General features: G+C 63.8%; 16 protein-coding genes. 8 read left to right on the forward strand and 8 right to left on the reverse strand.

From position 1 onward, the window contains the following. The first annotated feature begins 7 nt into the window (after positions 1-7). The 7 genes from QKW60_RS16900 to QKW60_RS16930 are packed head-to-tail and all read left to right on the forward strand — an operon-like array spanning position 8 to position 9074. Complete coding sequence (locus QKW60_RS16900) at positions 8-1519, forward strand: ABC transporter ATP-binding protein (RefSeq protein ID WP_282370393.1); 1512 nt, start codon at positions 8-10, stop codon at positions 1517-1519. Next, complete coding sequence (locus QKW60_RS16905) at positions 1516-2643, forward strand: ABC transporter permease (protein ID WP_282370394.1); 1128 nt, start codon at positions 1516-1518, stop codon at positions 2641-2643. Before QKW60_RS16900 ends, QKW60_RS16905 begins: the two co-directional genes overlap by 4 nt. Next, the gene (locus QKW60_RS16910) at positions 2640-3905 is read left to right on the forward strand and encodes an ABC transporter permease (protein ID WP_282370396.1); all 1266 of its coding nucleotides are present in this window, start codon (positions 2640-2642) and stop codon (positions 3903-3905) included. Before QKW60_RS16905 ends, QKW60_RS16910 begins: the two co-directional genes overlap by 4 nt. A gap of 9 nt (positions 3906-3914) precedes the next feature. Next, positions 3915-5660: an acetate--CoA ligase gene (gene acsA, locus QKW60_RS16915; RefSeq protein ID WP_282370397.1), complete on the forward strand. Its 1746-nt coding sequence runs from the start codon at positions 3915-3917 to the stop codon at positions 5658-5660. After that, positions 5657-7660 carry a pyruvate dehydrogenase (acetyl-transferring) E1 component subunit alpha gene (pdhA, locus tag QKW60_RS16920; RefSeq protein WP_282370398.1) on the forward strand — a complete coding sequence of 668 codons (2004 nt, stop codon included), beginning with the start codon at positions 5657-5659 and terminating at the stop codon, positions 7658-7660. Before acsA ends, pdhA begins: the two co-directional genes overlap by 4 nt. Continuing rightward, positions 7657-8832: a dihydrolipoamide acetyltransferase family protein gene (locus QKW60_RS16925; RefSeq protein WP_282370400.1), complete on the forward strand. Its 1176-nt coding sequence runs from the start codon at positions 7657-7659 to the stop codon at positions 8830-8832. Before pdhA ends, QKW60_RS16925 begins: the two co-directional genes overlap by 4 nt. Continuing rightward, positions 8829-9074 (forward strand): acyl carrier protein, encoded by a 246-nt coding sequence (locus QKW60_RS16930; RefSeq protein ID WP_282370401.1) that lies wholly within the window; start codon positions 8829-8831, stop codon positions 9072-9074. Before QKW60_RS16925 ends, QKW60_RS16930 begins: the two co-directional genes overlap by 4 nt. On the opposite strand, the gene QKW60_RS16935 is transcribed toward QKW60_RS16930, so the two are convergent. From QKW60_RS16935 to QKW60_RS16960, 6 genes are all read right to left on the reverse strand, one after another. Further along, on the reverse strand, positions 9075-9806 hold the full coding sequence (locus tag QKW60_RS16935; RefSeq protein ID WP_282370402.1) for a sulfite exporter TauE/SafE family protein: 732 nt from the start codon (positions 9804-9806) through the stop codon (positions 9075-9077). Between the two features lie 16 nt (positions 9807-9822). After that, positions 9823-12219 carry a phosphoenolpyruvate synthase gene (ppsA, locus tag QKW60_RS16940; RefSeq protein ID WP_282370403.1) on the reverse strand — a complete coding sequence of 799 codons (2397 nt, stop codon included), beginning with the start codon at positions 12217-12219 and terminating at the stop codon, positions 9823-9825. 97 nt (positions 12220-12316) lie between these two features. Further along, the gene (locus QKW60_RS16945) at positions 12317-14989 is read right to left on the reverse strand and encodes a cation-translocating P-type ATPase (protein ID WP_282370405.1); all 2673 of its coding nucleotides are present in this window, start codon (positions 14987-14989) and stop codon (positions 12317-12319) included. A gap of 59 nt (positions 14990-15048) precedes the next feature. Further along, positions 15049-15492, reverse strand: a complete 444-nt coding sequence (locus QKW60_RS16950) for a hypothetical protein (protein WP_282370407.1) — start codon at positions 15490-15492, stop codon at positions 15049-15051. Between the two features lie 393 nt (positions 15493-15885). Further along, a complete protein-coding gene (locus QKW60_RS16955; protein WP_282370409.1) occupies positions 15886-16107 on the reverse strand; it encodes a hypothetical protein in 222 nt (73 codons plus the stop codon). Between the two features lie 57 nt (positions 16108-16164). Then, a complete protein-coding gene (locus QKW60_RS16960) occupies positions 16165-16332 on the reverse strand; it encodes a hypothetical protein (RefSeq protein WP_282370498.1) in 168 nt (55 codons plus the stop codon). 8 nt (positions 16333-16340) lie between these two features. On the opposite strand from QKW60_RS16960, the gene QKW60_RS16965 reads away from it, so the two are divergent. Then, a complete protein-coding gene (locus QKW60_RS16965; RefSeq protein ID WP_282370499.1) occupies positions 16341-16553 on the forward strand; it encodes a hypothetical protein in 213 nt (70 codons plus the stop codon). Between the two features lie 269 nt (positions 16554-16822). Here the strand turns inward: QKW60_RS16965 and QKW60_RS16970 are convergent, their stop codons facing one another. Together QKW60_RS16970 and QKW60_RS16975 are read right to left on the reverse strand one after the other, a co-directional pair. After that, the gene (locus QKW60_RS16970; RefSeq protein ID WP_282370494.1) at positions 16823-17995 is read right to left on the reverse strand and encodes a TIGR03862 family flavoprotein; all 1173 of its coding nucleotides are present in this window, start codon (positions 17993-17995) and stop codon (positions 16823-16825) included. Then, entirely contained in the window at positions 17983-19296 is a 1314-nt protein-coding gene (locus QKW60_RS16975; protein WP_282370411.1) for a mechanosensitive ion channel family protein, read from the reverse strand. Before QKW60_RS16975 ends, QKW60_RS16970 begins: the two co-directional genes overlap by 13 nt. Positions 19297-19299 lie beyond the last annotated feature (3 nt).

The following is a 19299-nucleotide window of genomic DNA, read 5'->3' on the forward strand; positions in this document are numbered from 1 at the left end:
ACAGGCGATGGATATCGAGCTTCGCGGCATCACCAAACGGTTCGGCGAGGTTGTCGCCAACGAGGGTGTGAACCTCCGGGTCCGCGCAGGCGAGGTGCTGGGGCTTCTCGGTGAAAACGGCGCGGGCAAGTCCACTTTGATGAACGTGCTTTGCGGCCTTTACCGCCCGAACGAAGGTGAAATCCTGATCGATGGCAAACCGGTCGCGTTCGCCAGCCCGGCCGATGCGATCCGCGCCGGAATCGGCATGGTCCATCAGCATTTCATGCTGGTGCCGGTCTTTACCGTCGCCGAGAACGTCGTGCTGGGGGTTGAGCCGGTCGGGCGTCTTGACCGGCTTGACCGGGCGAAGGCCAGCGCCGAAGTCGCCGCAATCAGCCGGAAATACGGGCTGGAGGTCGATCCCGACACTCTGGTCGAAACCCTGCCGGTCGGCGTTCAGCAGCGGGTGGAGATCATCAAGGTCCTCTTCCGCGCCGCCGATGTCCTGATCCTGGATGAGCCGACAGCGGTCCTGACCCCGCAGGAGGTCGAGGATTTCTTTGCGGTGATCCGGGCCCTGCGGGATGCCGGAAAGGCTCTGGTCTTCATCACCCACAAGCTGAACGAAATCCTCGACATCTCTGACCGGATCGCGGTGATCAGGGGCGGGCGCATCACCGGTGAAGGCAGGCCCGCCGACCTGACACCTAAAACGCTTGCCGAGATGATGGTCGGTCGGCCCGTCAGCTTCGATGTAACCAAGACGCCATTCAGTCCGGGCCGCGCGCTTCTTGAGGTGCGCGACCTTACCGTGCTGCGCGACGACGATGCGGTGGCCGTCGATCACCTGAACCTGACCGTCCACAGTGGAGAGATTGTCGGTATTGCGGGAGTGCAAGGTAATGGCCAGTCGGCACTGATCGAGGCTTTGACCGGTCTGCGCCGCGTGGCCGGTGGCACGGTGACCTTTGACGGAGCCGACATCACCCATGCCTCGGTCCGTGCGCGCCACCGCGCGGGCATCGCCCATATTCCCGAGGACCGGCAAAAAAGCGGCCTGATCCCGAAATTCACGGTGGCCGAGAACATGGTGCTCGACACCTACTATGACGACCGGTTCAGCCGCGGCCCGTCGGTCATGTGGGACCATGTCGCCGAGAAGGCGGCCGAAGCCGTCATGGATTTCGATGTGCGCACGCCGTCGGTCTATTCCGCCGCCGGGCACCTTTCGGGCGGCAACCAGCAGAAGCTGGTCGTGGCGCGGGAGCTGTCGCGGGATACGCTTCTGGCCATCGCCGGGCAACCCACCCGGGGGCTCGACGTGGGGTCCATCGAATACATCCACAAACGCCTGATCGAGGCGCGCGACACCGGAGACGGCGTGCTGATGATCTCATCCGAGCTGGATGAGATCCTGTCGCTCGCGGACCGGATCCTGGTGATGTTCAAGGGCCGGGTCGTGGCCGAATTCGACGCCGCCGCAGGGCCGGTCGACAAGGGCGCCATCGGTCTTGCCATGGCGGGGGCGGCGGCATGAGCGGGCGTGACATGAAGGCTCTTCTGGAACGCCCGGTCTGGGGCCGGAGCGAGGTCGAGGATCTGGTGATCGTGCCCCTTTTCGCCGTCATTGTCGCACTGGTCCTTGGCGCGCTGACGATGCTGGCGACGAATGTCGACATAGCCACGATCGGGCACTCCTACATCGCGTTGGCGCGCGGTTCGCTCGGGTCGCTGAACGCGCTTTCTGAAACCCTGACCGCCGCCATTCCGCTGGTCCTTGCCGGACTCGGCCTCGCGCTCGGCTTCAGGGCGGGGCTTTTCAACATCGGGGCCGAGGGGCAGCTGCTGATGGGCGGCATGGCGGCGGTGATCGCGGGTTTTGCCCTGTCGGGACTGCCTGCCGCGATTCACCTGCCGCTGGCGCTTCTGGTCGGCGCGCTGGCGGGCGCGCTATATGCCTCGATCGCTGGCTGGCTACGTGCGGCGACGGGCGCGCATGAGGTGATTTCGACCATCATGCTGAACCTCATTTCCTATCGGCTTCTGGACTACATGCTGCGCATGCCTGCGATCCAGAAGGAGGGTCGCGCCGATCCGATTTCCAGATCCGTGCCCGAAGCTGCCGAACTGCCGCGCCTGCTGAGCTTCATCGACCCAAACCTGCGATTGCATGCCGGTGTCTTCCTGATGCTGGCGATGGTGGCGCTGGTCTGGTGGGTGCTCTTTCGTTCACGCATCGGGTTCGAGTTTCGTGCCAGCGGCGAAAGCGCCGATGCGGCGCGCTATGCGGGCATTCGCGCAGGCCTTGTCATCGTGCTGGCCATGGGCACGGCGGGGGCGCTTGCGGGACTTGCCGGGGCCAATCAGGTGCTGGGCGTGCTGGGCCGCGCGACGCCCGGTTTCTCCGCCGGGATCGGCTTTGACGCCATCGCGGTCGCCCTTCTCGGCCGGTCGCATCCGGTAGGTGTCCTCTTTGCCGGGCTTCTTTTTGGTGCGCTGGAGGCCGGGGGGCGGCAGATGCAGGTCGATGCCGGGGTCTCCATTGACCTCATCGGCATCATCCAGGCGCTGATCATCGTCTTCGTCGCCGCCCCGCTTCTGGTCCGCGCCATCTTTCCCTGGGGGTTCCGCAGGCCGTCATCGGGAGGGCGAAGACCATGACCACCGCCGCCGACCTTCCGCAAATCACAAAGCTTGATACCGGGCGAGAGCGTCAGGCCCGCATTGCCGGGGCCGTCCTTGTCGCACTTTCGGTGCTTGTCCTGTTCATCTTCGCACCCGGCGCAACCGGCAGCGCCACGTTCCGCCTCTCGCGCCCGACCGACGCGCTGCCGCTGCCCGACCTCGCCGTGCCATCGTCGCCGTTCCTCTACATCGCCGCCGCGTTTCTCGCCTTTCTCGGTGCCCGCCAGTTCATTCGGGGCGGCGGGCGATGGACTGCCCTGTCGCTTGGCCTGGGATTTGGAATTGCCGTCATGGCGCTTCTCGTCTGGGCGGCAACGGGCAAGGCGTTTTCGCTGACCGGGATGTTGCAGGCGACGATGGTGCGCGCGGTGCCCATTGCCCTGGGGGGGCTCGCGGGTGTGCTTTCCGAACGGGTTGCAGTTGTAAACATCGCCATCGAGGGGATGCTGCTGGCCGGCGCCTTTACCGGCGCGCTGGTGGGCTCACTGATGGGCGGGGTAAGCGGGCTTGTCGCCGCCGTGGCGATCGGCGGGCTTTTCGGCTTCATCCTCGCTGCCCTCGTCGTGACCTACCGCATGGACCAGATCATCGCGGGCGTTGTGATCAACCTCTTTGTCCTCGGCCTGACCTCATACGTTAGCAGCCAGGTTTTTCAGCAATACCGGAGCCTGAACGACGCCCCGGTCTTCCGCGCGGTGAAGATCCCGCTCCTGGGAGATATCCCGGTCATCGGGCCGATGCTGTTTCAACAGAATATCTTTGTCTATGGCGCGCTGATCATGGTGGCTGTGGCGACCTACTACCTGTTCTACACCCGTTACGGTCTGCGCGCCCGTGCGGTGGGGGAACATCCCCGCGCCGCCGATACGCTCGGCATCGACGTCCATCGGACACGCTATATCAATGTCACCGTTGCGGGCATGGTCGCGGGCTTTGGCGGGGCCTGGTTTACCTTGGGCGCAGTCGGCCGTTTCGATGAGGGCATGACCGGCGGGCGCGGCTTCATCGGGCTGGCCGCGATGATCTTCGGCCGCTGGCACCCGGTCGGCGCGCTCGCTGCCGCGCTTGTCTTCGGATTCGCGGATTCGCTCCAGCAGAAACTCGCGCTGCTGCAGACGCCGATCCCGTCCGAATTCCTCGCCATGGCGCCCTACATCGCCACCATCGTCGTCGTGGCCGGCCTGATCGGCCGCGCCCGCGCACCCGCCGCCGATGGCCAGCCCTATGTCAAGGAATAGAGGCAGAGAATGACAAAGGACCGCATCACCAAGCCCGAGAAAGTCAGACGCGGCGCCAACATGCCGGACTACGAGGCGACGCGCGCGGATTTTACCTGGGATACGGCGCGCTGCCTGATCGATGGCTTGCCGGATGGCAAATTGAACATCGCCCATGAGGCCATCGACCGGCACGTTTCTGCCGGGAACGGCGACCAGACGGCGATCCGCTGGCTTGGCAAGGACGCTGTGGTGCGGGATCTCACCTATCTCGACCTTCAACGGCTAACCAACCGCTTTGCCAACGTCCTCCGTGCGCAGAGCCTTGGCAAAGGCGACGGAGTCTATGCCCTGATGGGCCGCACGCCCGATCTTTACATCGCCGCCCTTGGCACGCTGAAGGCAGGATGCGTCTTCTGCCCGCTTTTCTCTGCCTTCGGGCCCGAACCGATCCATGCTCGGATGGAGATCGGCGGCGCTAACGCCCTGATCACCACCGCGCGGCTATATAAACGCAAGGTCGCTGGCTTGCGCGACCGACTACCCGAATTGCGGACCGTCCTTCTGACCGATGGCGAGACGACGGATTGCGTGGCCCTTCCGCCCCTGATGCAGGCAGCCCCGGAGGATTTCGCGACCGAAGCGATGGACCCGGAGGACATGGCACTTTTGCATTTCACCTCTGGCACGACCGGCAAACCCAAGGGCGTCGTCCATGTGCACGAAGCCGTCGTCGCCCATCACATCACCGGCCGGTTCGCGCTCGACCTGAATCCGGGGGATATCTACTGGTGCACCGCCGATCCAGGCTGGGTCACGGGCACCTCCTACGGGATCATTGCGCCCCTGACCAACCGCGTGACCATGATCGTGGATGAGGCGGAATTCGACGCGGGCCGCTGGTACGACATTCTTGAGCGCGAAGCCGTGACGGTCTGGTACACCGCGCCGACCGCGATCCGCATGCTGATGAAAGCCGGGGCGGAGGCAGTCGAAGGGCGCGACCTCTCGGCCTTGCGCTTCATGGCAAGCGTCGGCGAACCCCTGAACCCCGAAGCGGTGGTCTGGTCCAACGAGGTCTTCGGCCGACCCTTCCATGACAATTGGTGGCAGACGGAAACCGGCGGCATCATGATCGCCAACTATGCGTCGATGGATGTGAAACCCGGCTCAATGGGCAAGCCCCTGCCGGGAATCGAGGCCGGGATCGTCGAGTTGACCGAGGCGGGCGCGACCGAGGTCACGAAACCCGGCGCCATCGGCGAGTTGGCCTTGCGCCCCGGCTGGCCGTCGATGATGCGCGGCTATCTGCATGAAGAGGCGCGCTATAAGAAGTGTTTCCGGGACGGCTGGTACCTGTCGGGCGACCTCGCGATGCGCGACGCCGACGGCTATTTCTGGTTTGTCGGCCGCGCCGACGACCTGATCAAGAGCGCGGGCCACCTGATCGGCCCGTTTGAAGTCGAAAGCGCGCTGATCGAACATGAGGCTGTGGCCGAGGCCGGAGTGATCGGCGTACCGGACGAGACGGCGGGCGAACTGGTCAAGGCCTATGTCGCCCTGAAACCCGGCTTCGAACCGACTGACGAGCTGAAGCTCGACCTGCTCGGTCATGCCCGCAAGCGGCTTGGGCCTGCCGTGGCCCCGAAAGACATCGTCTTCCGCAAGAACCTGCCCAAGACCCGCAGCGGCAAGATCATGCGCCGGCTTCTGAAGGCGCGCGAACTCGGGCTGCCTGAAGGCGACATCTCGACCCTTGAAAGCGATGAACAATGACCGTTAGCCAAGAAAAACCCCGGCTCGACCATGCCCATGTCCGCGAGCTTCTGAAGGCGATGATCCGCATCCGGCGCTTCGAGGACAAATGCGCCGAACTGTATACCCAGCAGAAGATCCGCGGTTTCCTGCACCTTTATGACGGAGAGGAGGCCATCGCCGCCGGCATCATCCCGCTGCTGGAGGCCAAGGACAGGCTGGTCGCCACCTACCGCGAACATGGCCACGCGCTGGTGCGGGGCGTGCCGATGGGTGCGGTTCTGGCCGAGATGTACGGCAAGGCCGAAGGCTGCGCGGGTGGGCGCGGCGGGTCGATGCATCTCTTCAGCGCCGAACGCAACTTCTACGGCGGCAACGCCATCGTCGGCGGCGGCCTGCCGCTGGCCACGGGCCTTGCGCTTGCCGACCGGATGCAGGGCAGCGATGCCGTCACCGCCTGCTTTTTCGGTGAAGGCGCGGTGGCCGAGGGCGAGTTTCATGAGGCGATGAACCTCGCCGCACTCTGGGGCCTGCCGGTCCTGTTCGTCTGTGAAAACAACGGCTATGCGATGGGCACGGCTTTGGCGATTTCCGAGGCTGAGACCGATATCAGCGTCAAGGCGCGCAGCTACGGCATCGACAGTGTGGTGGTTGATGGGATGGATGTCGTCGCCGTCGAGGCCGCCGCGCGCAAGGCACTGAAGGCCATCGCAGCCACGGGCAAGCCGCAGTTTCTTGAATGCCGGACCTATCGCTTCCGGGCGCATTCCATGTTCGACGCCCAGCTTTACCGCCCGAAGGAAGAGGTCGAGGAATGGCGGGCCAAGGGGCCCATCGTCCGCTTCCAGACCTGGCTTCTGGAAAACGGCCTTCTGCACGAGGAAGAGATAACCGCCCTGACGGGCGAGGTGGATGCCGAGATCGCGGAGGCCGTCGCCTTTGCCGAGGCAGGCCATGACGAACCCGTCCCGGACCTGACCCGCTTTGTAATGTCGCCAGATCGGCCCGACCCGCCGGTCGCGGAACCGCCCGGCAAGACGGCTACGACAACCTACCGCGAGGCTGTCAAGGCCGCGATCACCGACGCGATGGAGCGCGATGACCGCGTGTTCCTGATGGGCGAGGATGTCGGGCGTTACGGAGGATGCTATGCCGTGTCGAAGGGGCTTCTCGACCGCTTCGGCCCTGACCGCATCCGCGACACGCCACTTTCCGAATCCGGCTTTACCGGGGCCGGCATAGGGGCCGCGATCGCGGGCATGCGGCCGATTGTCGAGGTGATGACGGTCAACTTCTCGCTTCTGGCGCTCGACCAGATCCTGAACACCGCCGCCACCTTCCGGCACATGTCGAACAACCAGTTCGGCGTGCCCGTGGTGATCCGCATGGCGACCGGTGCGGGCCGGCAACTGGCCGCGCAACATTCCCATTCGCTCGAAGGCTGGTACGCGCATATCCCCGGCCTGCGTGTTCTTGCCCCCGCGACGCTGGAGGACGCGCGGGGAATGCTCTGGACCGCGCTTCAGGACCCCGATCCGGTGCTGATCTTCGAAAACGTCATGCTTTATAACCGCGAGGGGAAGCTTGCCGAAAATGCCGGGCCCGTCGATATCGACCGCGCCGCGATCCGGCGCGACGGGACCGACGTCACGCTCATCACCTATGGCGGATCGCTCTGGAAGACTCTCGATGCCGCCGAGGTGCTGGCGGCGGAAGGTATCTCGGCCGATGTGATCGATCTGCGCACGCTCCGCCCTCTCGACCTGCCGACAATCCTGACATCGGTCGGCAAGACCCGCCGTGCGGTCATGGTCGACGAAGGCTGGAAAACCGGCAGTCTTGCCGCCGAGATCGGCATGCGGCTGGCCGAAGAGGCGTTCTGGGAGCTTGACGCGCCGCTTGCCCGGGTCTGCAGCGCCGAGGTGCCGATCCCTTACGCCGCGCATCTGGAACAGGCGGCGATCCCGCAGACCGCGGGCATCGTTGAAGCCGTCAGGGCCGTGATGGGGGCAAAACCATGAGCGCGTTTCTCATGCCCTCGCTCGGCGCGGATATGGAGGCCGGAACCTTGGTCGAACAACTCATCTCTCCCGGAACGGAGGTTCATCGCGGCGACATCATCGCCGTAGTCGAGACCCAGAAAGGCGCCATCGAAATCGAAGTGTTCGAAGATGGCAGGCTTGAGGACTGGCTGGTGAATCTGGGCGAAAAGGTGCCGGTCGGAACTCCGCTGGCGATGATCCGGGCGCAAGGCGAACCCGAAACGCCGCAGCCGCAGGACCCGGTGCCGAAGCCGCCGCGCCCTGAGGCGCCCCCGCGTCCGGAACCCCTTCCGCAACCACCCGGCCCGGAACTGCCACCGCCGGACCTGCCGCAACCCGAACAGCCCTTTCCGGAACTGCGCGCCCGCGCCTCGCCCGCCGCGAGGCGACTGGCGGCGCAAAGCGGGATCGACCTTGGCCGTATCTCCGCCAGAGCAGACGGCACGATCCGTTACGCCGACGTGCAGGCCGGACCCCGCCAATCCGGAATGCCCGACATGCGCCGCGCCATTGCCGCCGCTATGGCGCGGTCGAAGCGCGAGATTCCGCACTATTACCTGTTACATCAAAGCGACCTGAGCGCGGTCGAAGAGTTCGTCGCCCGGACCAATGCCGACCGTGCGCCCGAAGAGAGGCTTTCGCCTGCCGCGATATATCTGAAAGCCGTCGCCGGGGCGTTGCGGAAGTATCCCGAATTCAGCGGCAGCTACGTCGACGGCGCTTTCATACCTTCCGATGCCGCCCATATCGGCCTTGCCATCAATCTGCGCGGCAAGGGACTGGTTGCCCCAGCTTTGTTCGACGTCGGCACCAAGGACCTCGATACGCTCATGTCCGAGATGCGCGACCTCATTGCGCGCACCCGCGCCGGGCGGTTCAAGGCGCGCGAATTGTCGGACGCGACGATCACGTTGACGAGCCTCGGAGACCGCGGGGTCGATGGTCTCTACGGCGTCATCTACCCGCCCCAGACCGCCATCGTCGGGATAGGAACGCCCCGCCCCGCGCCTTGGGTTGCGGACGGTGCAGTTGTCGCCCGACCCGTCACGACGCTCACCCTCGCCGCCGACCACCGCGTCAGCGACGGTCATCGCGGCGCGCTTTTCCTGCGCGCCATCGACACCCATCTGCAAACCCCCGAGGCGCTATGACCCAGGAAGAGATCGAAACGGCCCTGATTGCCGAACTGAGCCGCATCGCCCCAGACATTGATTTGGAGGATGTGGATCGCGGCCACGACCTGCGCGAAGAATTCGACATAGACTCCATCGACTTCCTGAACCTTGTCACCGCCCTTGGCAAACGCTTCGGCCTCGACATGCCCGAGGCCGACTATCCGCAGATGGACACATTCGACCATCTGCACGCCTATCTTGTCGCCAAGTCCGGCTGATCACAGAATGGCCATTGCCAAACCCGCTATACTAAGCGCCAGCAAAAGCCAGAGGACACGCCGCCGGAACAGTGCTGATGCCGTCGTCGCGAAGGCACGACCGCCCAGCCAGACGCCCAGCGCCAGAACCGGAACTGCCGCAAGGATGGCGGCCAGAGTATCGCGGTCATAGTGGCCCGCAATGGCCAGCAATCCACCGGCCCAGATATCGGTGACGAAGAAATAGGCGATCATCGTCGCCCGCATCGCGCGTGGATCGATGTCCGTCGCCGTCAGGAACAGACCCAATACAAGACCGCTGAGCGCCGTCGCACCATTCACCACCCCGGCAACGAACCCCGCGATCAGAAGAACGGGCGCCTGCCGCGCCACCGGACGGGTCGGGTGAAAGAGCAGCGCGGACACCGCGACGAGAATAACGACATGCACGGCGATCCGCAGCGGTGCATCCGGCATGTGACTGAGCAAAACCACACCGATCGGATTTCCGGCAAACCCGGCCAGAAGCAGGAAAACCAACGCCCGGCGGTCGATATCCCTGTGGATACCCCGCGCCTGCCCGAGTGAGGCGAGAATTTCCAGCGCGATGGAAAGCGGTACGATCTGGCTTGCGGGGAAGCGGAATATCAGTCCCGCCACCAGCAGGGTGGAAAAGCCAAAGCCAGCATAACCACGCAGAAGGGCTGCCGCGAAGATCACGACGGCAGCGATCAGAAGCCCATCCCACGGCAATCCCGTCCCCTCGCGACTAGTGCGGTGGCAGCGTCCCTTCCGCCTCGGCAACATTGCGCTTCACCTTCAGAAAACTGTCCGGCGTGACCGAAATGCTGTCGATCCCGAAGCCCACCAGCCTTTGCGCAAAGGCTGGGTCGTTGCTGGGTGCCTGACCGCAGAACCCGACCTTGGACCCCGCCTTGTGCGCCTCGCGGATCACCGTCCGGATCATCCACATCACCGCCGGATCGCTTTCCCGGAAGAGCGGCGCGAGCACCTCGGAATCCCGGTCCACACCAAGAGTCAGTTGCGTCAGGTCGTTCGAACCGATGGAAAACCCGTCGAACCGTTCGGCGAAGTCGGCAGCCAGCACGACATTCGACGGGATTTCGCACATCACATAGACCTGAAGCCCCTTTCGCCCGCGTTTCAGCCCGTTTTCCGCCATCACCTTCAGGACGCGATCCGCCTCATCCGGCGTGCGGCAGAAGGGGATCATGACGATCACATTGTCAAACCCCATCTCCTCGCGCAGCCGCCGGATCGCGCGGCATTCAAGCGCAAAACCGGCGCGGTAGCTGTCGGAATAATAGCGCGATGCGCCACGGAACCCGATCATCGGGTTTTCCTCCTCGGGCTCGAACTGACGGCCGCCCAGCAGATCGGCATATTCGTTGGTCTTGAAATCCGACATCCGCACGATGACAGGTTTCGGGTGGCAGACAGCGGCAATCCGCGACAGGCCACGCGCGAGGTGATCGACAAAGTATTCGGTTCGGTCCGTATAGCCCCGCGTCAGATCGGCTATCGCCTTGCGCGCCTCAGGGTCGGTCAGGCGGTCATACTCGACCAGCGCCATCGGATGCACCTTGACCGCCGAATTCACCACGAACTCCATCCGCGCCAACCCCACCCCGTCCATCGGCAGCCGCCACCAGCGAAACGCGGCGGCGGGATTGGCGAGGTTCAGCATCACGCCGGTGCGGGTCTTCTCGATCCCGGCCAGATCCTGTTCCTCCACCGTGATCTCGGCATGTCCGGCATAGACGAACCCGTCCTCGCCTTCGGCACATGAGACGGTGATCTCCTGCTCATCATGCAGAACATGCGTGGCCTCGCCGCAGCCGACAATGGCAGGCAGGCCAAGTTCGCGGCTGACGATGGCGGCATGCGATGTGCGCCCGCCGTGATCGGTCACGATGGCCGCCGCGCGTTTCATGATCGGCACCCAATCGGGATCGGTCGTCGAGGTGACAAGGACCGAGCCATCGACAAAACGATCGATCTCGGCCGCCGTCTCGATCAGGCAGACCCGGCCATTGACGGCCGCATCCCCGACACTGAGCCCGGAAAGCAGTTTCGGCCCCGCTTTCGCGACCGCGTAGGATTTCAGTACGCCAGCTTCCAGTCGTGACTGCACAGTCTCGGGCCGCGCCTGCACGATGAAAAGGTCACCGGTTTCACCGTCCCGTGCCCATTCCATGTCCATCGGCTGGCCGTAGTGATCCTCGATCACCTGCGCCTGACGCGCCAGTGTCAGAATCTCATCGTCGCTGAGGACGAATGCCGCCCGCTCGGCTTTCGAGGTCGGCACGTTCCGGGTCTCGCGCCCGGACGCACCGGCATAGATCATCTTCTTTTCCTTCGCCCCCAGACGCTTTTCGAGGATCGGGACGAGACCGCGTTTGCCAAGGAATGGTTTGAAGACCTGGTATTCGTCCGGGTTGACGGCACCTTGCACGACATTCTCGCCCAGCCCCCAGGCGGCATTGATCAGCACGACCTTGTCAAAGCCCGTCTCGGTATCGATGGAGAACATCACCCCCGATCCACCCAGATCGGCCCGCACCATCTGCTGCACGCCGACGGACAGGGCCACCTTGTCGTGGTCGAAGCGCTTGATCTTCCGGTATGTGATCGCCCGGTCGGTGAATAGCGATGCGTAGCAACGACGGCAGGCGGCCAGCAGCGCCTCTTCGCCCCGGACGTTCAGAAAGGTCTCCTGCTGACCCGCGAAACTCGCGTCCGGCAGGTCCTCGGCCGTGGCGCTGGAGCGGACGGCGACGGCGGGTTCGGAACCGCCGGTTCGGTCCGCCAGGTCACGGTAGGCTTTACGGATCGCGGTCTCCGTCTCCGCAGGCCAATCCCCCTCGGCAATCATCCGGCGGATTGCCTCACCGGCCTCGTGCAGCGTCAACTTGTCCGCATCCAGCCGGGCGATGCGGTCGGCAATCATCGGGCCAAGATCATTCGCCGCAAGGAAATCGCGGTACGCACGCGCCGTCGTTGCAAATCCCGGTGGCACGCGAACGCCCTTCGCCCCCAGTTCGCGCACCATTTCACCGAGTGAGGCGTTCTTGCCGCCGACAACGGCAATATCGGCGCGCGTCACGCTGTCCAGATCACACACAAGGCGGTCATCCCGTTTCATTGTTTCCTCCAGGCAATCGGTCCGGACGATTTTCGCCTGAAGCGGGTGACGGCTGACTGATCCCGCTCAATGCAATCCGGTTCTTTGCGCCCCCGTGTCAGCCGTGCGGACGCTCTTGGGCGGTTGCGCGATGCTGCTGGCGCCGGACGCTCAGGACAAGTTGCCCGGCCATGAGAGGGCCTGTGCTCAGAACCACCGCCAGAAGGAGCCCTTGTCTGCCCGGATGAGGAAGGCCGAGAAGGAGCGACAGGCCCGGCACCCAAAGCGCCAGCGCGATGAACATGGCGCAAACCACCAGTGCGGCCCAGACGTACCGATTCCGTGTCACCTCGTTCACCCAGATTCCGGACTGGGCGCTGCGGAGATTGAAGACGTTCCAGAGCTGTGCCAGCGCAAGGGTCACGAAGGCCACCGTCACCGCGCGCGGCGCGTCGAGCCCGAGCCAGCCGAGCGCAGCACCGAATGCAGCAAGCGTCGCGGCGGTTATGGCGCCGCCCAGAAGACCGATCTGCCACCATTCCGGTCTGCCGACGATGGGTTCGCGGGGATCGCGGGGTGGCACGGTCATCACATCCGCATCGCCGCCACCAAGGCCGAGCGCGAAGGCGGGGAAGACGTCCGTGACGAGGTTCAGAAACAGAATCTGCAACGGCAGAAGCGGTGGCGGCAATCCGGCGCCCACGGCAATACCGACGACCAGAACCTCACTAACATTGCAGGACATGAGGTAGACGACGAATTTGCGGATATTGGCAAAGATCACCCGCCCCTGCCGCATCGCCGCGATGATTGTCGCGAAGGCATCGTCCCTCAGCACGACATCGGCAGCCTCACGCGCGACGGCGGTACCGCGCAGGCCCATCGCGATGCCTATATCAGCTTTCTTCAGCGCCGGTGCGTCATTCACACCGTCGCCGGTCATCGCGACGATATGGCCGTCGGCCTGAAACAGCGAAACCAGCCTCAGTTTCGTATCGGGCGCCACCCGTGCGAAGACATCGGCGCCCAGTCTGCGGTCCCACACGCCCGCATCGGGATCGTCTACGGCAAGCGGGCCCAGATCCTGCCCCTCGATCACCGCGACCTTCTGCCCGCCAAGGCCTGCATCCCGCGCGATGCGTGCTGCGGTATCCGCGTGATCGCCCGTGACCATCACAACACGAACCCCGGCATCGCGGCTTGCCCGGATGGCCTCAGGCACATCGGGTCGCAGGGGATCCAGAAGGCAGGCGATCCCGACAAGGGTCAGGCCCTCATAGGGCGGGGCATCGGCTGAATGTTCCTGTTTCATCGCCAGCGCCAGAAGCCGCAAGCCGCTCCCCGCCGCCTGCGATTGCCGCCGCACCCAGTCGGCGCGGCACTGTGCGTCCAGCCCATGCGGCCCCTGCGATCCAAATTCGTGGCTGCATAATTCCATGACCGCTTCCGGTGCGCCCTTTACCGCATAGAGGAAACCTCCCCCTGTGGCGTGGACGGTCGCCATGATCTTTCGGTCGGGATCGAATGCATGTTCGGCGACCTTCTGATGGCGGTCCATCAGCCCGGCCCGGCTCATCCCGGCCCGCTCCGCCGCGGCGAGAAGCGCGAATTCCATCGGATCGCCTTTGCGACCCTCCATCGATCCGTCACCGGGGTCAGCGGTATTGCACAGGACGCCGATCCGAAGCGCCATGGCAAGACGCTCATCCGGTTCCAATTCCTCGCCGAACTCGATATCGCCGCCCGCCAGCAGGTAGCGGACGACCGCCATCTCATTCTCGGTTAGTGTGCCGGTCTTGTCGGTCATGATCAGCGTCGTCGCGCCCAGCGTCTCGACTGCGGAGAGCCGGGTAATGACCGCATTGCGGGCCGCCATCCGCCACATGCCCCGCGCAAGGCAGAGTGTCGCCACCACCGGTAATCCCTCAGGCACCGCCGCCACCGCAAGCGCGATACCGGTCTGCAACATCACGCCGATAGAAAGCCCGCGCAGCACACCTGCGCCGATCGTCATCACCGCCAGTCCAAGCGTCAACCAGACCAGACGACGACCAAGCCTGTCGAGCTTGCGTTCCAAAGGTGAAGCTTCGCCCTCGGCGGTTGACGCGAGATCGCTGATGCGACCAACTTCCGTCTTCATCCCCGTCGCGACGACCAGCCCTTCTCCCGAGCCTCGGGTGATCGCGGTTCCTTTGAAGGCCATATTCGCGCGATCCGCGACAGCGGTCTCCGGCGCAAGCGCGTCAAGCGCCTTCTGCACCGGCGCGGATTCCCCGGTGAGGACAGATTCGTCGACCTGTAGGGACGACGCCTCAAGTAGCCTGAGGTCAGCGGTAACAACATCGCCCGCCTCCAGAAGGACGACATCACCGGGCACAAGGTGGCGCGCATCGACCTTTTTGGTAACGCCATCTCTTCGCACCATGGTCCGCATCTCGGCCAAACGCGTCAGGGATTCCATCGACCGGGCGGCACGATATTCTGTGAAAAAACCGATCGCCCCGTTAATCATGAGAACAACGACGATCGCGGTGGCTTCGACAAGATCTCCAAGCAGAAAGGAAAGACTGGCAGCGCCAGCGAGAAGCCAGACGATGACGCTTTTGAACTGGTGCAAGAGGATCGAGATGACGCTCTGCGGCTTGTGCACAGACAGCAGGTTGGGACCGTACACCTGCCGTCGACGCAACACTTCACCGGACGCAAGACCTTCGGTCGGATTGCAGTTCAAGGCTGCCGCTGCTGCGTCAGCGGCCAGTGTGAAAGCATGCGTGAGCACCGGATTCGTCACATCTCACCCCCGTGCCCAAACTCCTGTCATATCTCCGACCGCGCCGGACGGTCAGCCATTCAAACCGGATCGGCGTGCTTGGCCGTCACCATTGCGATCTCTAGCGACGTTTTCTCCAACGCCTCCCGGCCCGCCGCCGCCTCGCCACTTGCAAGATGACCGGCGCAGCGTAAGCAGAACCCTGCCCATTCCCGCATATCCTCGGCGATCCGTTCGGCCGAGTGATGCTGCCATGCGTTCAGGGCCGTCATCATCTCCTCTGGATCGGCTCCACCAAAGCCAGCCACCTCCTCGCTCGCCTTTAGCGCGGTGCGGGCCGCAATGTGGCGACGCGCAAACCAATGGCGGGAAAACGCCTCGGCCTCATTCAGAATCTGTTCCTGTATTTCCCAAAAATGCCGCGTATGCGGACCGATCAGAGGATTGAGTCGATACACGGCCAAGACCTGACGCGACAGGTCGGTGACAGCATCACTGTCGGAACACGCATTGCGCTTAACCATCTTCATTCTCCTTCGATTCAGCGGGCCGTCCGCCTGAGGTTAGGGCACCCGTGATCCGCGGGCATTGATGCGGGTCAACTGCGCCTCTCATCGCAGAGGCACGTGGCACCAGGACAGAGAACCGGTTCACAGAAAGACGGTGGTCAGCCGGTCCAGCGCAGCCATGAGCGGCGTCGCCATTGCCCGGCACGTCCTTTGCATTGGCGTGGACCAGAGTCCGTTCCGCCACATCCAGTTCTTCTGTGGCGGTACGGAACACGCGCGTGACTCATCGCGACGTGGAGGCAAACAGCAACGTCTCAATCCGCTACATCTATTCATGTCAGCGCAGCTCGACCGGGGAGTCTTCGAGTTCCTGGTCGAGTTCTCAATCGGCATGGTCCTTCGCCATCGTCACGTCCCTTGAAGCCGGAACGCATCACCCTCGGCCAACGACGCGCGGTGCTCTCGCTCCTCTTCCTGCGCGCCTTCCGGCTGAGACCTCTCCCGCAACTGAGCCAGCGACCTACTCGCCTCCTTCGGTGGCAAGCCGATCTCCTCATGGTCCACCGCAGCCGCGATCACAGTCTTGGCGATCTTTACGCGCTTAGCCGGGCCAGGGAAATCCGCAGCCACCTGTCGCCCCCCAGCCTGACAAGGTTCGACTGCCGGGTTCAGACTGGATGTACGAAATCAATCAAGCGAAGCTACGAGGCGCAGTACCTCGGCCTCATCATCGCCCGGTTCGGGGAAGTCGCTAACGAGCTTCGGCTTGCTTTCGGTCAGTGTACCGGTCTTTTCGACGATAAGCGTATCGACCTTCTCGAACCGCTCAAGCGCCTCGGCGTTCTTGATCAGCACCCCAGCCGATGACGGCGGGGACTGGTCCCTATGGCCCACTGGAAATGTGCGGCATGTTCTCGGTCGTGAAGGTGCGCGAAGGTATCGGTAGGGACGACTACGCCGATTGGGGCTGGTCCCAGAACCCGCCGGGCACTAAGGCCTGCGAATGGACCGGTGAACTGCCGGAACCAGCCGGTACCGACAACTCGGCGACGCAGATCACCGTGCTAAAATCATAAGACAACAAGAACAGGCCATCCTTGCGGAGCGTCGCGGCGTTTTTTCCTAAGGCGCTCTACACCATCGACCGGATTGGACGGTTCGAAAGGCCGTGCACCCGCGCGACCGGAGGACTAACGTCGACTGTAATCGCGATATAAGCACACAGCTTCCCGGTGCGTCTTTGCGGCCGTGGAAGTCCTCGGCCATAGTAGTGTGGTGCCCTGATCGAACCCGCCTGCACAATCGGGGAAATTGCGCCCACCGCGCGGCCGCTCTGCAATCCGTTCTATTCTGTTGAGGCCGCCGCGCGGCCAGCCCATTGCCCGGTCGAAAGGCAGGCCGTCAGCAGGTAGCCGCCAGTCGGCGCTTCCCAGTCCAGCATCTCACCGACGGCAAACACCCGAGGAATGGCGATGAGCTCGAGTTTGTCGGTCACAGCAGTACGCGCGATTCCGCCTGCAACCGATATCGCCTCATCCATCGGGCGGGGTCCGCGGTGGCGCACAGGCAGCGCCTTGGTCAACCGGGCCAGCGCCTCACCTTTCGGCAGGGGCCTCCCCCATTCCTGCAAGAGCGCGATGCGCAGCGGGTCAAGGCGCAGCGCCTTGCGCAGCCAGTTGGCAACGGTTTCCTTGCCCGGCCCGGCCTCAAGGCGCTCGTTAATCTCAGGCAGGTTGCGGTCGGGCAGAAGGTCGAGCATCAGGCTCGCACCGTCTCGCACCGCACGGGATATCGCATAGACGCCACCGCCTTCGATGCCTCTGGCTGAAACCACGAACTCGCCCCGCTCAATCTGACCACCTCCGATAAGGGCGGTGCCCTTCACCGGCTGGCCGAAAAACCGCGTCATATGGGGCGACCAGTTCACGCAAAAACCCATATTGGCTGGTTTGAACGGAACGATCTCGACACCCATTTCCGTCAGCCATGGCACCCAGGCCGCGTCCGATCCAAGCCGCGCCCAGCTTGCGCCGCCCAGCGCGAGAACGGTGACATGCGGGCGCAGGACCTGTCGCCCGTCAGGCGTTTCGAAGGCAAGCCCGTCGTCCTCAAACCCCGCCCAGCGCCAGCGCGTCCGCAGTTTCACCCCCGCCGCATCCAGACGTCTCAACCATGCGCGGAGAAGCGGCGAAGCCTTCATCGCCTTGGGGAAAACCCGGCCGGTAGAGCCGGAAAAGACCTCCTGCCCCAGCCCCCGTGCCCAGTCCATGACCTGATCGGGGCCGAACGCCTCCAGCATCGGGCGCAGCCAGTCTGTGTCGTAGTGAGTGAGAAACGCCGCAAAGGGTTCGTCCTTGGTCAGGTTGAGCCCTGACTTTCCCGCCATCAGGAACTTGCGTGCGGGGCTTGGCTTTGCTTCGCAGATCTCGACCTTCCGCCCGGACGCTGCCAACGCCTCGGCGGCCATCAGCCCGGCAGGGCCCGCGCCGATTACAAGGGCATCGGTCACTTCGGCAATCCGCCCTTCAGTTCGACGACACGGTGCGGATAGGGAATCTCGATCCCGGCATCCTTCAGCGCATTCCAGACGGCGAAGAGGACGTGGCTGGCATATTTGTTGCGCCCGTCATCGATGCCCGAGACCCAGTATTCGACACTGAAATCGATGCCGCTTTCGCCGAAACCCTTCAACTCGCAATCCGGGCCTTCGGGCTTCGACAGCACGAAAGGCAGCGCCGAGACCGCCTTGTTGATGATATCGGGCACAGTGTTGATATCGGTGTCGTAGCTGACCGAAAACGCGACCTCGTAGCGGTTGGCGCTGCCCTGATCGGAATAGTTCACCACACGGGTCGTGATGAAATGTTCGTTCGGAACGACGATCCATTTTCCGTCATAGGTCTCAAGGATACAAGCTCGCGCGGTCATTCTGACGATGATCCCCGCCTCGCCGCCATCGAGTTCGACATAGTCGCCGACCGTTGTCTGGCCCTCGACCAGCAGAATGATGCCCGAGATGAAATTCGCCGCGATCTGTTGCAGACCCAGACCGATGCCCACGCCCAGCGCACCGCCAAGGACGGCGACGGTGGTCAGGTCGATCCCCATGATGTTGAGGAGCAGCAGGAAGGCCAAGCCGAAGATCGTGATCTCGGCCGCCTTGGCCGCCAGTTCGCGGGTTGCGGGGCGCAGTTCCTCCTGCGCCTTGATGTAATCGGCGCTGCGCCGGTTCGACCATGAGCCGAGCCAGAAGAGAAGGCTGCCCGCAATCGCACCGCGAATGAGCGCCATCATCGAGAAGCTGATATTGCCCAGTTCCACCGTCAGGCTTTCAAGCCATTCCGCCGCCTGATCGGTCAGCCCAAGGACGTAGAGTGCCGCGACAGGGATCAGAACGTAGCGGCCAAGCAGTTTCAGGAACGGGTCGCTGATCACCTTGCCGACAAAGACCCGCGCGGCGATGAACAGGAAGACGCGCTTACCGAAGGCGATGACCGCGCCAGAACCAAAAATCGACCGGGTGACGCTTTCGCCGATTGCGGTGAACCCATAGGCCAGAAGCGGCAGCAGCAGCGGCAGGAAGCGCAGCACAAACCGCCGCAGGATCGCGAAGGGCCCCTTGGCACCGGTTGGCGGGGCGACAAAAGTAGCGATCCTTACCCCGAGCTTTTTCGCGACGACGACTGCAATTGCCCACGATACGACCAAAAGCGCGAATTGCGACCATGCGGCGGGGCTCGTTGCCCAGTCGATCGCGATGGCCCAGAACTGGTCCAGATAGCCAAGCGCCTTGGCAACGATCTCTGGCTGTCCCTCCATGGT

Origin of the sequence: Albidovulum aestuarii (assembly GCF_029961185.1) — a bacterium.
Lineage (GTDB): Bacteria > Pseudomonadota > Alphaproteobacteria > Rhodobacterales > Rhodobacteraceae > Albidovulum > Albidovulum aestuarii.